Here is a 24,040-nt window from a genome sequence, read left to right as displayed (position 1 = left end):
TCAGGAACGGCGTACTCTCGCCGCCGCCATCGCGGTGAAGTATCCGATCTCCGGCACCCTCATCAGCCGGGCCGTCAGGACGTACAGCACCCCGCCGCCGAGGCCCCCGACGGCGAGGGCGAGCAGGGCGGGCAGCCGGTCGCCCGGCAGGTGACCGAAGCCCCACACGGCCGCCGCCGCGAACACCACCGCGGGCGCGGCGGCCAGGTGCAGCCGGACGAGCGCGCGCAGGATGCGCCGCCCGTCCATGCCGCCGAGCCGGCGCCGCAGGACGAACGCGGCCCCGGCCGCGCCGACCACGTAGAACAACCCGTACGCGACGGGCAGGCCGAGCACCACCTGCCGTGCCGGGACGAGCCCGAGCAGCGCCAACGCCGTGGCCGCCTGGACGATCCCCGCCGGAATGGCGATCAGGCCGGGCGTGCGGGTGTCGCCGAGCGCGTAGAACACGCGCATCAGCAGTTGGTGCAGGGTGAACGGCAGCACCATCACGGCGAAGACCATCAGGACGGCGCCGATGCGGCGCGCCCCGTCCTCGGTGAGGCTGCCGTAGGCGAAGAAGGTGACCGAGCCGGGCACCGCGAACACCAGCATCCCGAGCCACAGCGGGACGAGCAGCGCCGAGGCCAGGCGCAGGCCGCGGGAGAAGTCGTCCCGGACGAGGTCCCGGCGCCCGTCCGCGACATGCGCGCTCATCCTCGGCAGCAACGCCGTGATCACCGACACCGCGATGATCGCGTACGGAAGCTGAAAGACGACGAGCGCGAACTTGTACGCGGCCAGGCCGCTGCCGGTGACGGGGTGGCCGGCGGCGTCGACGGCGCGGTCCCCGGCGCGGGTCGCGACGTTCGCGGTCACGAGGACGCCCGCCTGCGCGACGACGATGTAGAGCAGCATCCACGACGCGGCCCGCACCGCCTCGCCGAGCCCGGAGCCGCGCAGGTCGAGGCGCGCCCGCCAGCGGAACCCGGCGGACCGTAGCGTCCACGCCAGGACGGCGCTCTGCGCGACCGTGCCGACCGCGGAGCCGAACCCGAGCAGGGCGAGCTGGCCGTCGGTGACGGTCGCGGTGGTCCGGCCGCGTCCGGCGATCCAGAGGAACAGCAGGCCCGCCGCCATCGTGATCAGGTTGTTGACGACCGGCGCCCACATCGGCGCCCCGAACCGGCGCCGGACGTTCAGCAGCGTGCTCGCCAGCCCGCTGACGCCGATGAAGAAGATCTGCACGAGCAGGATCCGGGTGAGCAGCACCGCGACGTCGCGCTGCCTGCCCTGGTACCCGCCCGCGTACAGGGAGATCAGCTGGTCGGCGGCGAGGACGGCGACACCGGTCAGGACGGCCAGCGACACCAGCACGACGCCGAGCAGCCGCCGCTCGGTCGCCGCTCCCCCGTCGTCGTCCCGCATCCGCCGTTTGACCAGGAACGGGACGAACACGCTGGCGAGCAGCCCGCCGAGCAACAGCTCGTACACCGTGTACGGGATCATCTCGGCGGCCTGGTAGGCGTCGCCGAGCAGTCCGGTGCCGAGCGCGGCGCCGATCACCACCGTGCGCAGGAAGCCGGTGAGGCGGGAGAAGACCGTCCCGATCGCCATGACGGCGCTGGAGTGCGCGACGCCCGGCGGCGCGGCCTGCGCGGCGCCGCCGATCTCGTCGCCCTCCGAGCCGGGCCGGTCGGCGGGCCCCGGATCTGCGATGTCCCCGGGGTCGCGGACCGGAACGAGCCCGGGCTCGGGTTCGCCGGGCGGCTCCGCCCGCTCGGCCTCGTCGAGGACCGCGGGCATCAGGATCCGGCGTTTGTCGGGCTCGTCCATCGGCACCACCCCCAGGACGCGCCAGTATGCCGCGTGGGCGCCCTCCGTGCGGAGGTGCGCCCACGTGGCACGTGCCGGGTTCCGGCGGCCGGGTTCAGTGCAGCGCCGCCTCGACCGCGGGGACGCGGACGGCGCGGCGGGTCGCCGCGTAGGCGGTGGCCCCGGTGAGGACGGCGGCGAGCGCCACCACGGCGAGGTAGGTCCAGACGCTTCCGTCCGGGGTGGCCGAGTCGTGCCGGGCGAGCCCGAACGGGACGATGGTGAAGACGGACGCGACCGTCCCGACGAGGACCCCGGTGACGGTCAGCACCGCCGACTCGACCGCGACGGCGCCGAGCACCTGGCCGGGCGTCGCGCCCGCCAGCCGCGTCTGGCCGAACTCGCGGCGCCGGTGCGCGGTCGCCGCGACCAGCGTGTTGACCAGCATGATCGCGGTGAACAGCACCACCATGCCGATGACCACGAAGTTGAGCGTCTCGATGTTCTTCTGCTCGGTGGTCTTGGCGAGCCCGGAGGCGGCCACCGCCGCGTTCTCGGTGGCCTGCAGGAACAGCGTCCCGACGGCCGTCGCGACGAACAGGATGATCGGCGTGACGGCGGAGGCCAGCGCGGAGGTGCGGCGGCGCATGGTGTCGGCGGCGAGCCCGCCCGCCGCGCCGCCGAACCGGCCCAGCGGACGCGCCACCAGCGCCGTCACCCGCCGCATGATCGCCGGGGCGAGCAGCGCCAGCCCGATCGCGGCGAAAATGTCGGCCTGCCCGGACGTCGCCATCGCGTCGGTGCCCTTGCCGTCCATCACGGTCACGGTGATGATCGCCTGCTGGAGCGCGACCAGGAGGAAGATCACCGCGAACACGATGCGCTTCCTGGTCAGCCGGCCGGTGTCGACGGCCGCGGCCGTCAGCGACTCGGTGACCCGGACGCGGGTCGTGCGGCGGGCGGTGATCAGCGCGGCGCCGACCGCGGACACGATCGTGATGCCGACGCCCATGGACAGGGCGACCGGGCCGAAGCTGTACCCGACGTCCGCCGGGACCTGGTCGGTGTCGTGCAGCAGGCCGAGCAGCCCCCGGCCGAGCAGCATCCCCGGAACGATCCCGAGCAGCGCCGCCGCCACCGCCAGGGCCGCCGCCTCACCGACGATCATGCGGGCGAGCTGCGCCGGGGTCGCGCCGACGCTCTTCAGCAGCGCGACCTCCGCGGCCCGCTGCCGGACGGACAGGGTCAGCGTCGAGGTGACCGCGAAGATCACCAGCAGCAGGCCCCAGCCGCCGACGACGTTCGCCATCACGACGAGGGTCTCCCTGGCCGTTCCGGTCGCGTCGCTCGCCTCCGCCGTGTCCAGCATCGACGCGAACGCCATGATGATCGCCGAGCCGAGGAACATCGCGAGGAAGCTCGCCGCGAACGCCCCGGTCCGCCTGCGCAGTGAACTGATCGCCAACTGGAACATCGTCACGCCTCCGCCATCGTCCGCTGCCGCTCGACCTCTTCGGCCAGGTGCGTCATCCGTTCCGCGACGGCCTCGGCGGTCGGCGCGCTCTGCCGGCCGACGATCCGTCCGTCCGCCAGGTACAGGACGGCGTCCGCGAAGGACGCGGCGACGGGGTCGTGGGTGACCATCACGATCGTCTGCCCGGAGACCCGCACCGACTCCCGCAGCAGTCCCAGCACGTCACGGGCGCTCCGGGTGTCCAGCGCGCCGGTCGGCTCGTCCGCGAACAGCACCCGCGGCCGCGTCACCAGCGCCCGCGCGATCGCCACGCGCTGCTGCTGCCCGCCGGACAGCTCCGCCGGCAGATGATCGAGCCGCTCGCCGAGTCCGACGCGGTCGAGGACGGTCCGCGCCGCCCGCCGGTCCACCTTCCGGCCCGCGAGCTTCAAGGGCAGCACCACGTTCTGCGTCACGGTCAGCGTCGGCAGCAGGTTGAACTGCTGGAAGACGAATCCGATCCGCTCCCTGCGGAACTTCGTCAACGCGGCCTCGTCGTCCCCGGACAGTTCGGCGCCGTCCACGAAGATCCGCCCCTCGGTGGGACGGTCGAGGCCGGCCGCGCACTGGAGCAGCGTGCTCTTGCCCGACCCGGACGGCCCCATCACCGCGGTGAACGACCCCGTCGGCAGCGACAGCGACACGCCGTCCAGCGCGACCACCCGGTTGCCTTCGGCGCCGTACACCTTCCGCACGCCTTCCAGGCGCAGCGCCTCCCCCTGGGGGTGGCTCTGTGCCCCGCCCGTGGGGGCCGATCCCTTACGTCCGATCATCGCCTTACCTTCCGCCCATCGCCCCGTTCTGGAGCGCCTGCGAGATCGAAGTTACGGACGGCGACGGCCGCGGAGGATGGGTCCAGCACGCCGATCGGGGTAGACAAAACCCCACCCTCGCCGGGGCTCCGGGCCGCCCCCCGGTGTCGCCCCGCCCGACGGGGACGGGTTACAGTCGCTGACGGTGCGCCGGGAAGTCTGGTCGGCAGGTCCCGTCACGCGTACGCCGATCAGGAGACTTCGTGCAGGCCACAGTCGCGATCGTCATCTTCCTCTGCGCCTACGTCTTGATAGCCACCGAGAAGGTGCACCGGACGGCGGTGGCGCTCGGCGGCGCCGGCCTGATGCTGCTCCTGCACATCACCGACGCGGAGGACTCCTTCTACTCCGAGGAGTCCGGGATCGACTGGAACGTCATCTTCCTTCTCCTCGGGATGATGGTGATCGTGTCGGTGCTGCGGCAGACCGGCGTGTTCGAGTACGTGGCGATCTGGGCCGCCAAGCGGGCGCGGGGCCGCCCCTATCGACTGATGGTGATGCTGGTCGCCCTCACCGCGGTCGCGTCGGGGCTGCTGGACAACGTCACCACCGTGCTGCTGATCGCGCCGGTCACGTTCCTCGTCTGCGAACGACTCGCCCTGCGACCCGAGCCGTACCTCGTCGCCGAGGTGATGGCGTCCAACATCGGCGGCACCGCCACGCTGGTGGGCGACCCGCCCAACATCATCATCGCGAGCCGCGGCGATCTGTCGTTCAACGACTTCCTCGTCCATCTGGCGCCGCTGGTCGTGCTGCTGATGGTGGTGTTCTGCCTGCTCTGCCGCTGGCTGTTCCGCTCTGCGTTCCGCTACGACCCGGACCGCGCCGCCGAGGTCATGGCGTTGCGGGAACGGGAGGTCATCACCGACCGGCGGCTGCTCGTGCAGGGCCTCGCCGTCCTCGCCGTGGTCGTCGCCGCGTTCGTGCTCCACCCCGTGCTGCACTACGAGCCGTCCGTCGTGGCGCTCCTCGGCGCCGGGCTGCTCGTCGCCGCCACCAAGGTGACCACCGAGGACGCGCTGAGCGAGGTCGAGTGGCCGACGCTGGTGTTCTTCGCCGGGCTGTTCGTGATGGTCGGCGGGCTGGTCGAGACCGGTGTGATCGGCGAGATCTCCGAGGCCGCCGCCGACGCCACCGAGGGCCGGCTCGGCGCCGCGTCGATGCTGCTGCTGTGGGCGTCGGCCGGGCTGTCGGCGATCGTGGACAACATCCCCTACGTCGCGACGATGAGCCCGATCGTGTCGGACCTCGTCCAGCAGTACCCCGGCGACGACGGCCAGGTCCTGTGGTGGGCGCTCGCCCTCGGCGCCGACCTCGGCGGCAACGCCACCGCGATCGGCGCCAGCGCCAACGTCGTCGTCCTCGGCATCGCCGCCCGCCACGGCTCGCCCATCAGCTTCTGGTACTTCACCCGGTACGGCCTCGTCGTCACCCTGATCACGGTCGCTCTCGCCACCCCGTACCTGTGGCTGCGCTACCTGTAACCGTGGGCGAGGATGAGGGGATGGACGAGGTACCTGAGGACTGGGAAAGGGCGCTGGCGCTCGTCGCGCACCCCGACGACGTCGAGTACGGAACGTCCGCGGCGATCGCGAAGTGGACCGGTCAGGGCAAAACCGTGGTCGAGGTGATGGCGACCCGCGGCGAGGCCGGGATCGACTCGATGGAACCGGACGAGGTCGCCCGGATCCGCAGCGCCGAGCAGGTCGAGGCGGCGCGGATCGTCGGCGTGGAGACCGTGGAGTTCCTCGACTTCCCGGACGGCGTGCTGGAGTACAGGCTGCCGCTGCGGCGCTCGCTCGCCGCCGCGATCCGGCGGCACCGGCCGGAGGTGGTGCTGTCGCTGAACTTCCGGGAGACGTTTCCCGGCGGCGGGTTCAACATGGCCGACCACCGGGTCCTCGGGCTCGCCGTCGCGGACGCGATCAGGGACGCCGCCAACCGGTGGGTGTTCCGCGACCTCGGCCTCGACCCGTGGCAGGGCGTGCGGTTCGCGCTGTTCGGCGGGTCACCGCGGGCCACGCACTATGTGGACGTGACCGGCCACCTGCGGGCGGGCATCGACTCGCTGCTCGCGCACGAGGTGTACTTCTCGAACCTGGGCGCCGAGTTCGACGCGGCGGCGTTCCTCACCGGCGCCGCCGAGGAGGCGGGACGCGCCGTCGGCGTCGAGCACGCGATCACGTTCGAGATGATCGAGGGCTAGAACGCTCAGTGGCGGGCGTTGGGCCGCCTGCCCTTGTTGGACTTGCTGCGCTTACGGGCCCGGCGTTTCCGCGTCTTCTTCGACATGTCCTGATTCAGCACCCGGGAGGCGTCGAAGGCAAGGTCCGGGCCGCGCACGACCCCGCGAAAAACCGCCGGCCGCACGTCCGTAAAGGCGTGCGGCCGGTGTCCGGGTCAGCGAACCTCGGTGATCTCGGGGCCGCGCTCGAAGGGGTCGAAGGTCTCCACGGCCTCCTCTTCCTCCTCGGTGCCGCCCTCGCGGAACTCCTTCGGGATCTGCAACTCCAGCAGGTCGCGCGGGGGCATGGGGGCGTCACCGCGGACGACGACGACACCGCGCAGCACGTCCTCCAGGACCTGCCACTGCTCCTCGTTCTCGATCGCGGCGCCCTGCACGACGGCCTGCAGGAACCAGCGGGGGCCGTCCACACCGAGGAAACGGATGATCTGCGGCGCCCACCCCTGCTCGATGAACTCGGCGGGGATCTGCGCGCGGAAGTCCTCCGGCATCTCCGCGAGGACCTCCTCGGTCAGCGGCTGCGGCACCATCGCCAGCAGTTCGGGGCCGAACGGGCCCTCGCCCTCCTGGATCTGGCCCTTGGCCTCCTCCTGGATGTCCTTGGCGGTCTCACGGCGCACGTCGTCCCAGATGCCGCTGCGCTTCGGGGCCGCGAACGCCTGCAACTGCATGGCGCTCTCCTCGTACTGCACCAGGACCGCGACGGGACGCCCGTCGAGCGGGTTGCCCTCCTCGTCCACCTGGGTGGCCTCGAAGTTCACCTGGAAACCGAGCCCCTCCGCCACCGGAATCCGGAGGGACCCGAAGTCGAGCCGCTGCAAATCGGGGAAGGAGTCCTCGGAGTCCCAGGGACCGCCTCCGGCGGGCGCCGCCTCGGCGGCGGCCTCATCGGCGGGAGCCTCCTCGGCGGTCTCCGCCGGCTCCTCGGTCACCTCGGGCCCCTTCTCGGGCTCCTCGGCCTGCCGGCGACGTCCAAAAACCACGATTCACGCTCCTTCTCGACTGTGCTCATTGCCTGCATTATCCGCGCCCGCGAGCCCACGCTCGCCGGGTCCGCGACCGAATCCGCCGGTGGAGCCGAATCCGTCGGTTCCGCGCGCCGATCCGGGAAGCTCCGCGACCTCGTGGAACACCGCCCGTTCCACCCGCTGCACGACCATCTGCGCGATGCGATCTCCACGCCGCAGGCTCACCGTGGCGCGGGGGTCGGTGTTCAGCAGGGTCACCTTGATCTCACCCCGATAGCCGGCGTCGACCGTACCGGGTGCGTTGACTATCGTCACCCCCAACCTAGCGCCCAAACCGGACCTGGGGTGAATGAAAGCGGCGTAGCCATCGGGCAGCGCGATCGCCATGCCGGTCGGGACGACGGCGCGTTCCCCGGGGGGCAGCCGGACGTCCACGGCCGCGACGAGATCGGCGCCCGCGTCGCCCGGATGCGCGTACCGGGGTAGGGGAAGCCCGGGATCCAGCCGCCGGATCAGCACATCGACCTTGCTCACGCGTCCACCTCGCCGCTCACGTGCCGGAAACCTCACGACCCTACCCAGGGCGCGATGCCCGGCCGACGCTGAAACGCCGCCGCCGGGCGAGTCCGGCAGTTGACCCTACCCGCTCCGCAGTATGCCCCCGCCCGGAAATTTCGCCCACTCACGGAAGAAACACGCATACCGAACATCGGGGAACCCACCGCGCCCGGCGAGCGTCGATCAGAACGGACACCGTCGAGAAGGGCCCGCACGTGATCTGGTCACTGGTGATCTCCGCGACACTCCGCGGATTCGCCGTGGCCGGGTGGGCCGCCTCCGACGGCCCGATCCTGCTGGCCCTGGCCACGGTCGCCGTGACGGGCCTGCTGTTCCTGGCCGGCGCGCGGCTCTCCACGACCCGCCACCACTCCACACCGGCACGGGTCCGGACGACCCTGCGCGACCGAACCCTCCGCACGGCCTACCTTCCGCAACGCGATCCGGACGCGGCGGGACGTCCCCGTCCCCGAGCCCCCGGAACGGAGATCGCGGCCGCCTGAGCGCGGCCGGCACGCCACCGATCTCCTCTCTCCGGAAGGCTCTCCCATGCTCGACTTTCCCGTTTCGATCGCCGCCGCCCTCGTCGGAGGGCTCGCGGACGTCCTGCACCCGCTCGCGGGCGGTCTCGCGACCGCGCTCGCGATCGTCGTGTTCACCGCCGCGGTGCGCCTCCTGATGGTTCCGCTGTCCGTCGCCGTCGCGCGCGGCGAACGGGCACGGACCCGCCTGATGCCCGAGGTATGGAAGCTCCAGAAGAAGCACGCGAACGATCCGCAGCGGCTCCGGCGGGAGACGGCCGCCCTCTTCGAGGCAGACGGCGTCTCACCGGCCGCCGGATGCCTGCCGTTGCTCGTACAGGTGCCCTTCTTCATGGTCATGTACCGACTGTTCGTCTCCGCGACGGTCGCGGGCCACCAGAACCTGCTCCTCACGCACACACTGCTGGCGGCACCGCTCGGACAGAACTGGATCGGCGTCGTCGGCGCCGGCCTGTTCTCCCCGCCCTCCCTGGTCTTCCTGGGCCTGTTCGCGCTTCTAGCAGCCGTGGCCACGTGGTCGTCCCGCCGAGTGACGGCCGAGGGCCCGATAGGCACGGCCGCCCGCCTCGCACCTTTCGGAACGGTCGCCGTGGCGGCTTTCGTCCCCCTGGCAGCAGGCCTGTACCTACTGACATCGACCGCCTGGACTGCCGCAGAACGCACGATCCTGCACCGCAAACCGATCGCGACCGGCCACTAGCGAAAATCTCTGAATATTTCGCTTCCCCGAGCATTTTCCCCGGCCAACAGTCGATTCCACCCGACGCGACCAGAACCGATGGCTAACATTGGACCGGCATTCGACAGACGAGACAGCGAAGGGCTCCCTTGTTACCCCCCGAGTTCGACTTCGAGAAAATCCTGCGCGCCTCCGAGCGTCAACTGGCCGACACGGAGAAGCTGAAGGCACGGACGGCCGAACTGGTCGGCCGCGCCGAATCGGCCGACGGTCGCGTCAAGATCGGTTGGGGGCCTTCCGGTGACCTGGCCGAACTCCGGATCGATCCCCGCGCCATGCGCGAGGGCTCGGAGAGCCTGGCCGAGATCATCGTCGAGGTCGCACGTGCGGCCAAGCAAGACCTCCAGCGTCAACTGGACGAACTCACCGGCGAGGTATTCGGCACCGCGAACCCCGCTGATCTGCAGCCCGACCCGGCCGAACTCAAGGAGACGATCGCGGGCATCCAGGACCTGTTCACCGGCGGCCTCCGCGACGCGAACAAGATCTTCGAGCAGATGCGGAGGAACTTCGAGCGATGAGCATGCTCTTCGGAACCGGCGAACTGCTCTACTCCGACGACGTCTTCACCGACTGGGACGGCAACGTGCTGGCCAGGGTGGAGCGCCCGCGCCGAACCTGGCGCACGATGTTCACCTCGGGCGGAACCCTGCGGATCGTCCGGACGGACGGCACGCTGTTGTTCGAGATGCCCGAATTCGACGCCGAGGACGACGACGAGTGCCGTGTGACGGCGGCCGACGGGATTCCCTCCGCGCTCGTCAAGAAGAAGAAACGCCGACTGGCGATCCTCAAGGTGGAGTTCACCGTCCAGGACGCGGACGGCGCACCGATGGGAACGATCACGACCAATGCGGCGTGGGACTCATTCGACGCCGTCGACACCTCCGGCGCTCCGATCGCCACCATCGCGATCAGCGGCGACTCCTGGACCGTGGACCTGCGGACCAACGGCTCCACCGGCTGGGACGTGGTCATGCTCGCCATGGCCGTCACCGCCGACGAGACGTACTCCAACCTCCCTGGAATGAACTGAGGTGTCAGGTCCCCGCCCCACGGTTCCGCCACTCCCCCAGCCCATGGGCCTGGACGAGTTCCCGAACCTCCTTGACCCGGTGGGGCGGGAAGAAGTTCCGCTCGTCCATGACATGCGCGAGTCGGATCTGCCCGGGGGCCGTCTCACGCCGCCGGATGTTCTTCGGCACCTCCGCCATCCGGGACGGGTCGTACCAGAGCAACAGTTCCGCCGGCACCCCCGCCCCCCGGTGACGCACCAGCCCGACCGCCTCGATGGCTTCGGACGGCACCAAGTCCCATTTCCCCCCGACCTTGTAAACCAGCCCCTTAGGCGTCAGCGACAACTTGCTCGGGCCCACACGCAGTAGAGATTGCGTGACATAGACCACGTAAACCAGTACGAGGGCAGCTATCGCGAAGAGGAAGATCGCCAACCAGCCGTCCTGCCTGATTCCCAGCCAGACCGCTCCCCCACCAATGACGATACATGAGCCAAAGACCAAAGGAAGGCCCTCAGTCATGTTATCAAACTCAATTTCCTGAGGCGATGACATTATCGTCGTTCCAATCACGATGGAGGAAGCGCATCGGTCCGCGTAACGAATGGGTCGCCGTACTTCTCGCCGAGCCCCGTGACGGGCCGGGTGACGGTCGGTGATCCTCCAGCGGGATAGGTTCCCTCCTCAGCACCTGGGACACCTACATCGAACGCACCCTTGACTCCGCCGATTTTTTCAAACCAGGGCCGCGCGTTCTTCGGGATTTTCGCCGCCGGAAACTTGTACTTACCGATCGCTCCTAGGTCGGCGCCGCCCAGCCTCTTCCCCTTCATGAACTGGCCGGTCAGTTTCTGCTCCAAAAGGGCGAGATGGCCTTTGGCCACGTCGTCCAAGCTGTTCACGGCCGCCTGGCCGAAGTCGGCGTAGGCAGCGGTGTTCCCCGTCAGCATCTGGCCAGTGACGTCGATGGCCATCAGCCCACCCAGTGTGGCTGCGGCCCCTTTCCCGAAGGTCTCCAGACCCGCCGCCGCCGACTTGAGGATCATGTAGAGCTGGCCTGTGATCACGGTGGCCTGTGCCCGCACCGAGGAAAGCGCAGCTGTAGCCCAGGTATTCAAGACCGGGACGGCCATCAAGCCCCACAGCACCAGAATGATCATCGCGTAGATGAAGATGATCGTGGCGAAGGCCCACATCATCATGATGAACATGGCGATGAGCATGGCCATGATCTTGAGCATGAGATGGACGGCGACGGCGAAAGCGTAGGAGAGCCGGATCTGGTTCTGGTAGTCGTGCAGCTTCTTGTCGAACGCGTCGCGGTCCTCGCCCGACCAGTCACGCTCGCTCAGTGCCTTGAGCTGTGCCGTGACCTCCTTGTCGGCCGCCACCAGGCGCTGTTTGACCTCGTACCATTCGTCGGCGGCGTCCCAGAGCTGCCCCGGGTTCGACTGCGCCTGGTAGATGATGGCCACCATGGACCAGGCGTTGGGAATGAAGAAAGCCGCTATGGTCGCCTCCCAATAGGCGGCCTTGGCGACGTTCTCCAGGGCGCTTAAGCCATTGTCGGCCACTCCGGACTCCTCTTGGCGCGTGGCGGCTACTTACTCTTGGGTGCGCTCTTCCTGTCCGCCTCGCGCAGGATCGCGGCGGTCTTCTTGAGCTTGGCGTCGTAGTCCGTCAGGACCTTCTCTTTGGTGACGAGATCGACGTCCGCGTACTCGGTGGCCTGGACGTAGACGTGGGCCAGCGGAATGCAGAACGTGGTGAACGCGGTGGCCTCCACCTGCCGCGGGGCCCCGTTCAGGTGCTTGCGGGCCGCGGTCAGTTCCTTGCCCACCGCCTGAATGAGCCTGCCACCGAACGCTTCGATCACCGGAGGGTCGAACTCCACGCCTCCACCGGCCGCCGTCACCGGGGCGCCGCCGAACGGTGACGTCGGCGGCGCCGGTCTCATGGTCGCGCCTGGCCGGTCGTTGCCTAAGCCTTCTGGCGGTGCCACGCCCGTCCTTTCCCGCAGCGGTTCCGCGCCCTGTGACATACCAAGGCCCGGCCGCACCGGACGCGTTTCGCGGCAGCCTAGCAGCCAAAGATGGCCCGCTATTCCTCATTGGCGACATTCACCGGGGAAGGTTACCTGTTCAACTGCCCCTTCTGAGCGGCGTTTCTCGTGGTGGACGGGCAGAAGTCACGCTGTCCGCCCATTCCCTATTGTCGGCGCCGCCGGAGCGTCGATATCCGGTGCGGTTCGTACACGCGAGATCGATCGGCGGTCGGTCAGGGGGTGGGGGCCAGGGTCACCTCGACACTCAGGGCGGCGGGGGCGGACTCCAGGGTCAGGTCGGCGATGCGGCCCGCGGCCGCCAGGTCCGGGCGGGCGATCTGGGTGACCTCGGCGCCCCGGACGACGGCGCGGGTCACGTCCGCGCGCATCGACGCCTTCGCCTCCGACTTGGCCTTACGGACCTGGCGGAGCGCCTCGCCCGTCGCCGCGAGGACGGCCGGGTCGCCGCCCGGCGGCAGTTCGGCCTTCGACGGCCACGACGCGGTGTGCACCGACCCGTGCCGCCACCACGACCACACCTCCTCGGTCACGAACGGCAGGACGGGGGCGAACAGGCGGAGGAGGACCGACAGCGCGGTGCGCAGGGCAGCCCGCGCCGACCGGGCGTCCGGGCCGTCGCCGTAGGCGCGGGTCTTGACCAGTTCGAGGTAGTCGTCGCAGAACTCCCAGAAGAACCGCTCCGTGCGTTCCAGGGCCCGTGCGTAGTCGTAGCCCTCGAACGCCTCGGTCGCGTCCTGGACGACACCGGACAGCGTCGCCAGCATCGCCCGGTCGAGCGGCTCGGTCACCGGCGCGTCCGGCGGGACCTCGCCGAGGCCGAGAACGAACTTCGACGCGTTGAGGATCTTGATGGCGAGACGGCGACCGACCTTGATCTGGCCGGTGTCGAACGCGGTGTCGGTGCCGGGACGTCCCCCGGCCGCCCAGTACCGGACGGCGTCGGAGCCGTACTGGTGCAGCAGGTCGATCGGGGTGACGACGTTCCCCTTCGACTTGGACATCTTCTTGCGGTCGGGGTCGAGGATCCATCCGGACAGCGCGGTGGCCCGCCACGGCAGCGATCCGTGTTCCAGATGGGCGCGGACGACCGTGGAGAACAGCCACGTCCGGATGATGTCGTGAGCCTGGGGCCGCAGGTCGTACGGGAAGACCCGGCCGAACAGGTCGGTGTCGCGCTCCCAACCGCCCGCGATCTGCGGGGTCAGCGACGACGTCGCCCAGGTGTCCATGACGTCGGGGTCGCCGACGAAACCGTTCGGCCTGCCGCGCTGCTCCTCGGTGAAGCCCGGCGGGACGTCGGACGACGGGTCGACCGGCAACGCGTTCTCGGACGGGACGATCGGCGCGTCGTAGCGGGGCTCCCCGGAGTCGTCCAGCGGATACCAGACGGGAATCGGCACGCCGAAGAACCGCTGGCGGGAGATCAGCCAGTCGCCGTTCAGGCCCTCCACCCAGTTCTCGTAGCGGGCCCGCATGTAGCCGGGATGCCAGCGCAGCTCACGGCCGCGGGCGAGCAGTTCGGCGCGGACGCCCTCGTCCCGTCCGCCGTTGCGGATGTACCACTGCCGGGTGGTGACGATCTCCAGGGGCTTGTTGCCCTTCTCGTAGAACTTCACCGGTCGGCTGATCTTGCGGGGTTCGCCGTCGAGATCGCCGGAGTCGCGCAGCAGCTCGACGACCCGTTCCCTGGCGGAGTGCACGGTCTTGCCCGCGAGTTCGTCGTAGGGGTGCGCGGGGACGCCGTCCGGCGGGTCGGCGGCGAGCCGGCCGTCCCAGTCGATGATCGCGCGGGTGGGCAGGTCGAGTTCGCGCCACCAGGTGACGTCCGTGACGTCGCCGAACGTGCAGATCATCGCGATGCCGGACCCCTTGTCGGGCTCGGCCAGCCGGTGCGCGACGACGGGGACGCCGACGCCGAACAGCGGTGTGCGGACGGTCGTCCCGAAAAGTTCCTGGTACCGCTCGTCGTCCGGGTGCGCGACCAGGGCGACACAGGCGGGCAGCAGTTCGGGACGGGTCGTCTCGATGTAGACGGGCCGCTCGTCCCCGTGGAAACGGATCCGGTAGAAGGCGCCGGGTTGCTCGCGGTCCTCCAGTTCGGCCTGGGCTACGGCCGTGCGGAACGTGACGTCCCACAGGGTCGGCGCCTCGGACACGTACGCCTCACCGCGCGCCAGGTTGCGCAGGAACGCGCGTTGCGAGGCCGTCCGGGCGACGTCCCCGATCGTCGTGTACAGGTGGTTCCAGTCGACCGACAGGCCGACGCGGCGCCACATCTCCTCGAACGCCTTCTCGTCCACGGCGGTGAGCCGCTCGCACAACTCGATGAAGTTGCGCCGCGACACGGGCTGCTGGCGCTTGGCGTCGGGCTTGGCCGGGGGTTGGAAGTCCGGGTCGTACGGAAGCGACGGGTCGCACCTGACGCCGAAGTGGTTCTGGACGCGTCGCTCCGTGGGCAGCCCGTTATCGTCCCAGCCCATGGGGTAGAAGACCGCCCGACCGCGCATGCGGTGGTACCGCGCGACGGTGTCGGTGTGGGTGTAGGAGAAGACGTGACCGACGTGGAGGGAACCGCTCACCGTGGGCGGTGGGGTGTCGATCGAGAAGACCTCACCGCGCGGGCGCGTGCGGTCGAAGCGGTAGACGCCGTCGTCCTCCCAGACGCGTACCCACTTGTCCTCCAGGCCGTCCAGGGAGGGCTTGGCGGGCACATGGGAGGTACGCGGCTGCTCTGTCATGGATCAATCGTATTGACATCGGCCCGGATCGCAGGCCAATTGTTCGGCGGCGCCGGGGGCGGGCCGTTCCGGTAGCGTCGGACAGGACAGGACGACTGGAGGACGAAGATGGCGGACAAGGGCGACCTCGGCTGGCGGGTGATGGCCGGCGCCGCGGCCTTCGCGGGCGGTTTCGTCGCGAAGAAGGCGATCACGCTGGCCTGGAAGAAGAGCACCGGGAAGGAGCCGCCGACGAACCCCGAGTCCCCGGAGGTCGCGCTGACCGAGGCGATCGGCTGGGCCGTGGTGATGGGCGTCGGGATGGAGCTCGCGCGGCTGCTCGCCACCCGCGCCGCAGCCAGGCAGTGGGCCAAGGGCACCGGCGAACTCCCGTCGAACCTCAGGTCCGAGGTCTGACACAGGGCTTGGGCTCGTTTCGGCGTCGCCTCAGCCCACGCGCGAACGCATTGTCTGCCCGGTGCAGCGAAGCCGAAGGCGAGCGGAACCGGGCAGATCGCGAAGCGATGCCGCGTTCGCCCCAGGAACGGTCACGCAGCGAGCCGCCAGGCGAGCGCAGTGGGCCGGTCCTGCAATAAACACAGCCCGCGTGCGAACGCGTTACCCGCCCGGTGCAGCGAAGCTAAAGGCGAGCGGAACCGGGCAGATCGCGAAGCGATGCCGCGTTCGCCCCAGGAACGGTTACGTAGCGAGCCGTCAGGCGAGCGCAGTGGGCCGGTCCTGCAATAAACACAGCCCGCGTGCGAACGCGTTACCCGCCCGGTGCAGCGAAGCTAAAGGCGAGCGGAACCGGGCAGATCGCGAAGCGATGCCGCGTTCGCACCAGGACAGGTTACGTAGCGAGCCGCCAGGCGAGCGGAGTGGGCCGGGCCTGTATTAAACACAGCCTGCGAATCAGTGGGTACTCGGGGGGATGGAGGGCGGGCCGACGGTCGCGCCGAGGTCCTTGCGGATCTTGGCGGCGAGGGCCTTGGTGGCGGACCGGTTGAGGGCCGCCCCGGCGGCGGCGCCGGTGAGGAACGGTCCCATGGTGCCGAGGCTGCGGCCGAAGGTGCGCAGCAGCCGTTTGCGCAGGGCCGACTTGGCGGCCGTGCCCAGCGCGCTGGTGAGGGACCCGGTCTCCAGGGGGTTGACGCCGCGCTGCCGGGCCCAGGACGTGACGAACGCGGCGCCGCGGGCGGTGCCGCCGCCCTGGACGCGGACGCCGTACACCTCGTGCAGCTCGGCGATCATCTTGACCTCGATGGCCGCGATCACGAGGGTCTCGGCGGCGAGCTGGGCGGGCGCGGTCAGCAGCAGCGGCGGGGCGGCGAACTCCACCGCGGCGAGCGCGCCCCCGGCGGCGCCGACCGCGGTCGTGCCGTTCGCGGCGACCTTGACGATCTTGTCGGCGAGTTCCTCGCCCAGCAGGCCGGGATGGTGGGCCTGGAGGGTCTCGATGTCACGGATGGGGATGTGCGGGGCGGCCTCGACGAGCAGTTCGCCGAGCCACCGGCCGCGCGCGACACCCGCGGCGCCCGCCCTGCGGGCGTTCTGACCGAGCAGGCCGGCCAGCCGTCCGAGCAGGCGGCCGCGGGTCGCACGGTCCATGCGCTCGTCGCCGGCGAGCCGTCCGATCAGCTCACCGACCTCCGTGGAGCCGTCATGGCCGGACGGCTCCACCTCGTCATCACGTCGTTCGATCTCTCCCGTCACCCGGCGGCCACTCCCGGTCAGGCGGCGCATTCGCGGCAGACCGGCTGACCGTTCTTCTCCGTGGCCAACTGGCTGCGGTGGTGCACCAGGAAGCAGCGCGTGCAGGTGAACTCGTCGGCCTGCCGCGGAACCACCCGGAAGGTGAGCTCCTCGTTCGACAGGTCGGCGCCTGGAAGCTCGGCGACCTCACCGGCGTCCAGGTCCTCGTCGATGATGCTGGCCGCCTTGTCCGCGCGGCGGGCCTGCAACTCCTGGAGGCTGTCCTCGCTGAGATCGTCGTCTGTCTTGCGTGGGCTGTCGTAGTCGGTCGCCATCTTCTGTCTCCATCCCCCTCAGTGCTTTATGCGCCCCGTCGCGCGGAACTAACGCTCGGGGGGCCGTTCTTGTGCCCGATCCGGGCGGGAAATTCTGTCACGATTGGTGACCTGCGACACACGAGGCGCGACCGTCCCCACGAGTGACACCTATCACCCGCATCTCTTCCTCGTACTGTGTCTTCCGTCACACATTTGACCGAGATGTCACCGTCCCGCTCCCTGAACGGTGAACGCCCCGCCGTGGATCCCGCGGCGGTCGGGGATCATATCGGTCCGGGCGGCGTTGCGCGCGCCGACCTGCCCGGCGCGCCGGGGCGGCCGACGCGACCTGGTCGACCGTCGAACCAGACTCTTCGGTGAAACGTCTGAACTAACGCGATATCGTGCCCGCCTGAGGTTGGGGGCGGGTCCCCTGCGGGGCCTGCCCGGCGATCGCCGGCACACGGCCCCCATCGGGCCCGGCGCACATCATCGCGGGACATCACTGCGGGTCACTGGAGGACAGATGCCGGATGCCGCTCCGCTGGAGCCGGGCGATCCTAGGGCACTCGGGCAGTACGAGGTCGTCGGGCGGCTCGGCGCCGGTGGCCAGGGCGCCGTCTTTCTCGGCAGGGCGCCGGGAGGCGAGTACGTCGCCGTCAAGCTGCTGCACGCCCAGATGGCGAACGATCCCGCCGCGCGCGCCCGGTTCACCCGGGAGGTCGCCGCGGCGCAGAAGGTCGAGCCGTTCTGCACGGCTCGCGTCCTGGAGGCCGACGTCCAGGGCGACCAGCCGTACGTCGTCAGCGAGTTCATCGACGGTCCCTCGCTGCACGACGTGGTCGCGCACGACGGGCCGCGCAGCCCCGAGGAGCTGGAACGGCTGGCGATCGGCACGGTGACGGCGCTCGCCGCCATCCACGAGGCCGGGATCGTCCACCGCGACTTCAAGCCGAACAACGTCATGCTCGCGTCCGACGGCCCCCGCGTCGTCGACTTCGGCATCGCCCGGACGGTCAACTCGCAGGAGAGCGCGGTGACCGCCACCGGCATGGTGGTCGGCACGCCCGGCTACCTGGCGCCCGAGCAGCTCACCGGCGCGCCGCTGACCCCGGCCGTGGACATCTTCGCCTGGGCCGCGACGATGGTGTTCGCCGCGACCGGGCAGTCGCCGTTCGAAGCGGAGACGCTGCCGGTCATCATCAACCGGATCCTCAACGAGGAGCCGGACCTGTCCGCGCTGCCCCCGGGCCCGCTGCGCGACCTGATCGGACGCTGCCTGTCCAAGGACGCGGGCCTGCGTCCACCGGCCGCGCAGCTCCTGCTGAACCTGCTGGGGCACGTCGGCGCTGCGCCCGCGGGCCAGGGCGGCGGGCAGGAGGAACTGCTGAACCAGGGCACCCGGATCGCGTCGCAGCTCGCGCCGCCGCCTCCGGTGCCGCCGGCGCCCCGCCCGCAGCCGCCGCAGCAGCAGATCACCCCGCCGCCGATGCCGATGCACCAGGGCGGGATGCCGGGGCCGAACACCCCGCCGCCCCAGCCGATCACGCCGCCGCCGATGCCGATGTACCAGGGCGGGGCGATGCCGCCCCCGCCGCAGCAGCATGGCATGCCGATGGGCCGGCCGCCGATGCCGGGCCCACCTGGCCCGCCCGGGCCGACGATGCCGGGGTACGCGCCGCCCAAGCGGTCCGGCGGCGCCGGACCGGCCCTCGCGATCGGCTGTGGCGTCCTCGTGCTCATCGTGGTGATCGTGATCGTGGCGATCGTCATCGCCGCCTCCGGCGACGACGACCCCGACCCGTACGTGCCGCCGACCACCTACTCGCCGCCCGTGCTGCCGTCGCCGACCCTCACCAGCACGCGTGGGGGGCTCATCGGGGTGTTCCGGGGCAACGGCACGCAGCCGGGCGCCGGTTCGGGCAACACCAGTTTCCAGGTCCGGTTCACGCTCGCCTACTCGGTCGGGCTCGCGACGTACACGTACCCGGCCAACGCGAGCATCGAGTGCCGTACCCGGCTCTCGCACCTGTCCGGTGACGCGAACAGCTCGGAGATCGAGTACCAGGAGACACCGTTCACGGGCATGGACCCGAACCAGTGCGCCGCCGGTTACATCAAGTTCAAGCCGTCCCCGTCCGGTGACATCCTGCGCTGGGAGTGGCGCCAGGACCGCAACGCCGCGACCGCAGCCGCCTTCGGAACCGTGAGCAAGTGACGACGGAGATCACCCCCCTTCGCGAGGGTGATCCCTCGTATCTCGGTTCCTACCGGCTGACCGGCCTCCTCGGGTCGGGCGGTCAGGGCACCGTCTACCTCGGGGAGGACGACCAGGGCCGCCGGGTCGCCGTGAAGCTGCTGCACGCTCGCTTCAGCGGCGACCCGAAGGCCAGGGCGCGGTTCGCGGCCGAGGTGGCGGTGGCGCAGCGCGTCTCGGCGTTCTGCACGGCTCGCGTCCTGGCCTCCGACGTCGAGGGCGACAGCCCGTACATCGTCAGCGAGTACATCGACGGTCCGCCGCTGTCGCGGGTGCTGGCGGACGAGGGCCCGCGGCGCGGCACCGACCTGGACCGGCTGGCGATCGGGACGATGACGGCGCTCGCCGCCATCCACCAGGCGGGCGTCGTGCACCGCGATTTCAAGCCCGCGAACGTGCTGCTCGCGCCGGACGGCCCGCGCGTGATCGACTTCGGTATCGCGCGGGCGCTGGACGCGACCGGCACGCTGTCGAGCACCGCCGTCGGCACGCCCGCCTACATGGCGCCCGAGCAGATCTCCGGGGCGCCGGTCGGGCCGGAGGCCGACGTGTTCGCGTGGGGCACCACGATGGTGTACGCGGCCACGGCGCGGCCCGCGTTCGGGCAGGACTCCATTCCCGCGGTCATGCACCGGATCCTCGCCCTGCCGCCGGACCTCGGGGATCTGGAGGAACCGCTGCGCCAGGTCGTCGCGGACTGCCTCAGCAAGGACCCGGCGCTGCGTCCGACGTCCCCGAGCGTCCTGGCGCACCTGCTGGACCTCGCGGGGAGCCTGCCGAAGCCGGAGGTCGCGCCGGAGGCGGCCGGCGGCGAGGACTCGGTGATCCTGACCCAGGGCGCCGTGACGGCGGCCACCGAGTCGGCGCGGCTGCGGACCGTTCCGTCGCCGCCCACTCCGTCGCCGCAGTCGCCGCAGTCGCCACAGTCGCCGCAGTCGCCGGCATGGGCGCATCCGTCGCCGTTCCCGCCCCAGGGCCCGCAGGGGCACACCGCGTGGCCGCCTCTCCCCGTGCCGCCTCCGCACTCCCCTCCGCACCTGGGCATGGGCCCCACCGCCCCGGTGAGGGGCAGGGTGAGAGGCAGAAGGCGCGGCATCGGCGTGCTGGCGGGCGCCGGCGGCGCCGCGCTGGTCGCCCTGGTCGTGGCGGGCACCGTGATCGCCGTCCAGCTCACCGGCGGCGACGACCCCCCGCCGGCGCCGGCCGGCCGGACGGGCGGCACGTTCCGGATGACGGGACTCTCGGCCGGCACGATCAACGACGTGATCGACCCGTCGCATGTCTTCTCCGGTACCGGACGTTTCCTGACCAAGCAGCTCTTCACCGGCCTGACCGAGGTCGGCGCGGACGGTGTCGCGCGCAACCGGCTCGCGACCCGGATCACGCCGGGCCCGGACTGCCGGCAGTGGAAGATCGGCATCAGGGGCGGGACGACGTTCGGCAACGGCGAGCCCGTCGACGCGCGGGCCTTCGCGCGTGGCTGGGCGCGCAGCGCCGCGGTCACGAGCGAGGGCGGCGGCTCCTACCTGCTGAACGACATCGAGGGCTTCGCCGCGGTCGCGGACGGCAGATCCGAGACGCTGTCCGGGGTCGTGGCGGTCTCCGACACGGAGCTGAGCGTCGCGCTCACCTCCCCCAACTGCGACTTCTCCACCCGGCTGGCCGAACCCGCGTTCATGCCCGTCCCCCAGGCCGCGGGAAGGCACGACAACACGACCTACAACAAGCACCCGGTCGGCAACGGTCCGTTCAAGCTGAAGGAGTACCGGCCGAGCGTGCGCGTCGTCCTGACCCGTAACGACGCCTGGGCGTTCGGCAAGACCAGACTGGACGGTGTTGAGATCTCCATGGTCACGACCCCGGATCTCGGCGGCGTCGCCTACACCTCAGGTCAGGTCGACTGGGCGCCCACCTCGATCGACTCCCTCGGCGAGCCCCTCAAGCCCGATGTGAGGTCGCGGACCACGGCGTTCACCCGGCTGCTGGTCCCGATCACCGCGCGGGGGCCGATGAAGTCCAGGGAGGCGCGGGAGGCGGTGTCCCACCTCATCGACCGCAGGAAGCTCAGCGAGCTGTTCGGCGGCGTCTACAAGCCCGCCCACGGCATCGTCCCGGCGTCGATCCCCGGGTTCGGCGAGCCCGGCGCCTGCCCCTCGTGCGCGGAGGCGAACCCGGCGAAGGCCCAGGAGCTCGCGCGGCGGGCGGGGCTCAAGCCGGGGACCACGATCCGGCTCTACTACCTGGAGAGGCCGGAGTACCGGCGGTTCGTCGAGGCCGTGAAGACCATGCTCGAGTCGCCGTCGCTCGGTTGGAAGGTCGAGATGAGGGGCGTCCCGATCACCGAGTACGAACGGTTCCGGAAGGATGTGGTCGCGGACGACGCGTCCGGTCTGGTGCTGTTCCCCTGGGGCCCCGACTATCCCAGCGCCTACACGATGCTGTGGCCGCTGCTGGGCGGCACGCTGGTGGCGACCGGTGAGAACCAGTACTCCAACCTGGCCGGCTGGAAGAACGTCCGCTTCGACGACCTGATCTCCACGGCGCTCAGGACGCACTCCGCCGACACCCGGACGAGCCTGTTCCGGCAGGCCGAGAAGACGGCGCTGGACGACCTGGCCCTCATCCCCCTGCTCTACAACGGAACGGCCGCCAGGGTGCGCGGCCACAGGTTCGTCGGTCTGGAGATGGACTACGACGGCGACCCGACCGTGGCGACGGCCGCGCTCAGGTAGCACGCTTCGCGGCGGGACGGTGCGGGCTCAGCCGGGAGGGAGGCGGACGGTGACGATCAGCCCGCCACCGGGACGCGGCGCCGCGTACACGGCACCGCGGTGCGCCAGTACCACCGACCGGACGATGGACAGGCCGAGCCCGGCGCCCTTGGACGACTCGACCCGGTCGGCGTTCAGCCGCCGGAACGGCTCGAACAGCCGCTCGACCTCGTAGGCGGGGACGACGGGCCCGGTGTTCTCCACCTGCACGGTCGCGTACCCCTCCAGCATGCCGGTGCGGATCCACAGCTCGCCGCCGTCCTCGACGTTGTGCTTCACGGCGTTGTCGACGAGGTTGGACACCAGATGTTCCAGCAGCACCGGGTCGCCGAGCGCCTTCCCCGGCGTCAACTCCGGATGGACGGTCACATCGGTGCCGTCGCCGCCCCGGCCGGGGCGCTCCAGCACGGTCGTGGCCACCTCGGCCAGGTCGACGGGCGTGCGGGTCACCAGTTCCCGTTCGCTGCGGGCGAGGAGCAGCAGCCCCTCGATGAGCCGCTCGTGGCGGGCGTTGGTCGCCAGCAGCGTCCGGCCGACGGCGCGCAGGTCGTCGGAGACGTCGGGGTCGCCGAGCGCGACCTCCAGCAGCGTGCGGTTGATCGCGAGGGGGGTGCGCAGTTCGTGGGAGGCGTTGGCGACGAAGCGGCGCTGCGAGTCGAACGCCTGCCCGAGCCGTTCCAGCATCGCGTCGAACGTGTCGGCCAGTTCCTTGATCTCGTCGTCTGGGCCCTCCAGCGCGATCCGCTCGTGCAGCGTGCTCTCCGACAGGCGGCGGGCCGTGGTCGTGACCCGCTGCAGCGGGCCGAGCGCCCGGTCGGCGACGAACCAGCCGAGCACCAGCGTGATGATGCCGACCCCGCCGAGCGCGAGCAGCGACCGTCCGACGAGCCGCCGCATCGTCTGCTCGACGAACTGGCGCTGGAACGCGGCGGCCTGCTCGTCGGTGATGTTGAAGCCGATCACCTTGACGCCGCCGAGGATGTCGGCCATCAGCAGCGACATCACGAACACCAGCAGCGCGCCCGCCAGGAAGAACAGCAGCCCGTACAGGAGGGTGAGGCGGAGCCGGACGCTCATCCGGGGCAGCGCCTTCATATCGCCGCCGTGCCACATCCCCTTGACGGCCGGTGGCGGCTGCGGGACCTGCTGCGGGCCGGGGCGCCGCCAGGCGCGGTGCTCGCCGGTCCCCGGCCGCCGCGGTTCGTCGGGGCCGTGCTGCGGCGTGGGCTCGGTGGTCACAGCCGGTATCCCACCCCGGGCACGGTCTCGATCACCGGGGGGTCGCCGAGCTTCTTGCGCAGCGTCATCATCGTGACGCGGACGACGTTCGTGAACGGGTCGATGTGCTCGTCCCAGGCCTTCTCCAGGAGGTGCTCGGAGCTGACGACGGCGCCGTCCGCGCTGAGCAGCACCTCCAGGACGGCGAACTCCTTGCGGGTCAGCTCGATGGGACGGCCGTCGCGGGCGACCTCCCGGCGGGCCGGGTCGAGGGTGATCCCGGCGCGTTCCAGCACGGGCGGCAGCGGCGCGGCGGCGCGGCGGCCGAGGGCCCGCACCCGGGCGATCAGCTCGGCGAACGCGAACGGCTTGGCCAGGTAGTCGTCGGCGCCGATGGACAGGCCCTCGACCCGGTCGTCCAGTTCGCCCGCCGCCGTCAACATGATGATCCGGGCGGGGTAGCGCTGCGCGACGAGCTGCTTGCAGACGTCGTCGCCGTGGACCTTGGGCAGGTCACGGTCCAGCACGATCACGTCGTAGTCGTTGACGCCCGCCCGCTCCAGCGCGCCCGCGCCGTCGTAGGCGACGTCCACGGCCAGCGTCTCCCGGCGCAGACCGGTCGCGATCGCGTCGGCGAGCACGCGCTCGTCCTCGACGACTAGCACACGCACGGGTCCCCCTCCATGGCCGGGGCGACCGCCGCCCCGGGGTTCCAGATATGCCACGGGAGCCGTAAGGCGCCCGTAAACACCTGTTCAGCGGATCGTCGTCCGCGCCGTGCCGTTCTCGACGCAAATCGCGGCGAAAATTGCAGGG

General features: G+C 70.7%; 23 protein-coding genes. 9 read left to right on the top strand and 14 right to left on the bottom strand.

Features of this window, described 5'->3' with window-relative positions; all coding sequences use genetic code 11:
* The 3 genes from murJ to BZB76_RS29105 all read right to left on the bottom strand — a co-directional run bounded on the left by murJ (position 1) and on the right by BZB76_RS29105 (position 4,080).
* On the bottom strand, positions 1-1,815 hold the full coding sequence (murJ, locus tag BZB76_RS29115; protein WP_246007285.1) for a murein biosynthesis integral membrane protein MurJ: 1,815 nt from the start codon (positions 1,813-1,815) through the stop codon (positions 1-3).
* Between the two features lie 94 nt (positions 1,816-1,909).
* Positions 1,910-3,268: an FtsX-like permease family protein gene (locus BZB76_RS29110; protein ID WP_121437636.1), complete on the bottom strand. Its 1,359-nt coding sequence runs from the start codon at positions 3,266-3,268 to the stop codon at positions 1,910-1,912.
* 2 nt (positions 3,269-3,270) lie between these two features.
* Positions 3,271-4,080 carry an ABC transporter ATP-binding protein gene (locus tag BZB76_RS29105; RefSeq protein ID WP_121437635.1) on the bottom strand — a complete coding sequence of 270 codons (810 nt, stop codon included), beginning with the start codon at positions 4,078-4,080 and terminating at the stop codon, positions 3,271-3,273.
* A 242-nt stretch (positions 4,081-4,322) separates the two neighbouring features.
* Between BZB76_RS29105 and BZB76_RS29100 the strand changes: the two genes are divergently transcribed.
* Both BZB76_RS29100 and BZB76_RS29095 read left to right on the top strand, forming a co-directional pair.
* Entirely contained in the window at positions 4,323-5,603 is a 1,281-nt protein-coding gene (locus tag BZB76_RS29100) for an ArsB/NhaD family transporter (protein ID WP_121437634.1), read from the top strand.
* 20 nt (positions 5,604-5,623) lie between these two features.
* The gene (locus BZB76_RS29095) at positions 5,624-6,325 is read left to right on the top strand and encodes a PIG-L deacetylase family protein (RefSeq protein ID WP_121437633.1); all 702 of its coding nucleotides are present in this window, start codon (positions 5,624-5,626) and stop codon (positions 6,323-6,325) included.
* Between the two features lie 5 nt (positions 6,326-6,330).
* Here the strand turns inward: BZB76_RS29095 and BZB76_RS36855 are convergent, their stop codons facing one another.
* The 3 genes from BZB76_RS36855 to dut all read right to left on the bottom strand — a co-directional run bounded on the left by BZB76_RS36855 (position 6,331) and on the right by dut (position 7,866).
* Positions 6,331-6,411, bottom strand: coding sequence for a 50S ribosomal protein bL37 (locus tag BZB76_RS36855; protein WP_475647907.1), 81 nt, complete (start codon positions 6,409-6,411; stop codon positions 6,331-6,333).
* Between the two features lie 108 nt (positions 6,412-6,519).
* A complete protein-coding gene (locus BZB76_RS29090; RefSeq protein WP_121437632.1) occupies positions 6,520-7,347 on the bottom strand; it encodes a DUF3710 domain-containing protein in 828 nt (275 codons plus the stop codon).
* A 3-nt stretch (positions 7,348-7,350) separates the two neighbouring features.
* The gene (gene dut / locus BZB76_RS29085) at positions 7,351-7,866 is read right to left on the bottom strand and encodes a dUTP diphosphatase (protein WP_211343246.1); all 516 of its coding nucleotides are present in this window, start codon (positions 7,864-7,866) and stop codon (positions 7,351-7,353) included.
* Between the two features lie 239 nt (positions 7,867-8,105).
* Here dut and BZB76_RS29080 point away from each other — a divergent pair, with 239 nt between their 5' ends.
* From BZB76_RS29080 to BZB76_RS29065, 4 genes are all read left to right on the top strand, one after another.
* Positions 8,106-8,393 carry a DUF6412 domain-containing protein gene (locus tag BZB76_RS29080; protein ID WP_121437630.1) on the top strand — a complete coding sequence of 96 codons (288 nt, stop codon included), beginning with the start codon at positions 8,106-8,108 and terminating at the stop codon, positions 8,391-8,393.
* 46 nt (positions 8,394-8,439) lie between these two features.
* The gene (locus tag BZB76_RS29075) at positions 8,440-9,132 is read left to right on the top strand and encodes a YidC/Oxa1 family membrane protein insertase (protein WP_121437629.1); all 693 of its coding nucleotides are present in this window, start codon (positions 8,440-8,442) and stop codon (positions 9,130-9,132) included.
* 128 nt (positions 9,133-9,260) lie between these two features.
* Entirely contained in the window at positions 9,261-9,692 is a 432-nt protein-coding gene (locus BZB76_RS29070; RefSeq protein ID WP_170180804.1) for a YbaB/EbfC family nucleoid-associated protein, read from the top strand.
* Positions 9,689-10,207, top strand: a complete 519-nt coding sequence (locus BZB76_RS29065) for a hypothetical protein (RefSeq protein ID WP_147449593.1) — start codon at positions 9,689-9,691, stop codon at positions 10,205-10,207. The genes BZB76_RS29070 and BZB76_RS29065 overlap by 4 nt, the downstream gene beginning before the upstream one ends.
* 4 nt (positions 10,208-10,211) lie before the next feature.
* On the opposite strand, the gene BZB76_RS34370 is transcribed toward BZB76_RS29065, so the two are convergent.
* The 4 genes from BZB76_RS34370 to valS form a co-directional block, all read right to left on the bottom strand.
* A complete protein-coding gene (locus BZB76_RS34370) occupies positions 10,212-10,481 on the bottom strand; it encodes a hypothetical protein (protein WP_147449592.1) in 270 nt (89 codons plus the stop codon).
* A 275-nt stretch (positions 10,482-10,756) separates the two neighbouring features.
* Positions 10,757-11,761, bottom strand: a complete 1,005-nt coding sequence (locus tag BZB76_RS29055) for a hypothetical protein (RefSeq protein ID WP_121437625.1) — start codon at positions 11,759-11,761, stop codon at positions 10,757-10,759.
* 26 nt (positions 11,762-11,787) lie between these two features.
* Entirely contained in the window at positions 11,788-12,144 is a 357-nt protein-coding gene (locus BZB76_RS29050; RefSeq protein ID WP_121437624.1) for a hypothetical protein, read from the bottom strand.
* 320 nt (positions 12,145-12,464) lie between these two features.
* Positions 12,465-14,990, bottom strand: coding sequence for a valine--tRNA ligase (gene valS, locus BZB76_RS29045; RefSeq protein WP_121437623.1), 2,526 nt, complete (start codon positions 14,988-14,990; stop codon positions 12,465-12,467).
* 108 nt (positions 14,991-15,098) lie between these two features.
* Between valS and BZB76_RS29040 the strand changes: the two genes are divergently transcribed.
* Positions 15,099-15,386 (top strand): DUF4235 domain-containing protein, encoded by a 288-nt coding sequence (locus BZB76_RS29040; protein ID WP_121437622.1) that lies wholly within the window; start codon positions 15,099-15,101, stop codon positions 15,384-15,386.
* A 495-nt stretch (positions 15,387-15,881) separates the two neighbouring features.
* Here the strand turns inward: BZB76_RS29040 and BZB76_RS29035 are convergent, their stop codons facing one another.
* Both BZB76_RS29035 and BZB76_RS29030 read right to left on the bottom strand, forming a co-directional pair.
* Positions 15,882-16,682 carry a hypothetical protein gene (locus BZB76_RS29035; RefSeq protein WP_246007284.1) on the bottom strand — a complete coding sequence of 267 codons (801 nt, stop codon included), beginning with the start codon at positions 16,680-16,682 and terminating at the stop codon, positions 15,882-15,884.
* Positions 16,683-16,699: 17 nt separating this feature from the next.
* Entirely contained in the window at positions 16,700-16,996 is a 297-nt protein-coding gene (locus BZB76_RS29030; protein ID WP_117404125.1) for a DUF4193 domain-containing protein, read from the bottom strand.
* A gap of 508 nt (positions 16,997-17,504) precedes the next feature.
* Here BZB76_RS29030 and BZB76_RS29025 point away from each other — a divergent pair.
* Positions 17,505-19,196: a serine/threonine-protein kinase gene (locus BZB76_RS29025; RefSeq protein WP_121437621.1), complete on the top strand. Its 1,692-nt coding sequence runs from the start codon at positions 17,505-17,507 to the stop codon at positions 19,194-19,196.
* Positions 19,193-21,967 (top strand): ABC transporter substrate-binding protein, encoded by a 2,775-nt coding sequence (locus BZB76_RS29020; RefSeq protein WP_147449591.1) that lies wholly within the window; start codon positions 19,193-19,195, stop codon positions 21,965-21,967. Before BZB76_RS29025 ends, BZB76_RS29020 begins: the two co-directional genes overlap by 4 nt.
* Positions 21,968-21,994: 27 nt before the next feature.
* On the opposite strand, the gene BZB76_RS29015 is transcribed toward BZB76_RS29020, so the two are convergent.
* Together BZB76_RS29015 and BZB76_RS29010 are read right to left on the bottom strand one after the other, a co-directional pair.
* Positions 21,995-23,245, bottom strand: coding sequence for a sensor histidine kinase (locus tag BZB76_RS29015; protein ID WP_246007283.1), 1,251 nt, complete (start codon positions 23,243-23,245; stop codon positions 21,995-21,997).
* Complete coding sequence (locus BZB76_RS29010; protein ID WP_117404189.1) at positions 23,242-23,895, bottom strand: response regulator transcription factor; 654 nt, start codon at positions 23,893-23,895, stop codon at positions 23,242-23,244. The genes BZB76_RS29015 and BZB76_RS29010 overlap by 4 nt, the downstream gene beginning before the upstream one ends.
* Positions 23,896-24,040: the final 145 nt, after the last annotated feature.

The organism is Actinomadura pelletieri DSM 43383 (assembly GCF_003634705.1).
In the GTDB taxonomy this organism is placed as follows: Bacteria; Actinomycetota; Actinomycetes; order Streptosporangiales; family Streptosporangiaceae; genus Spirillospora; species Spirillospora pelletieri.
The sequence above is the reverse complement of the archived record's forward strand: the minus strand, read 5'-3'. Positions and strand labels throughout refer to the sequence as shown.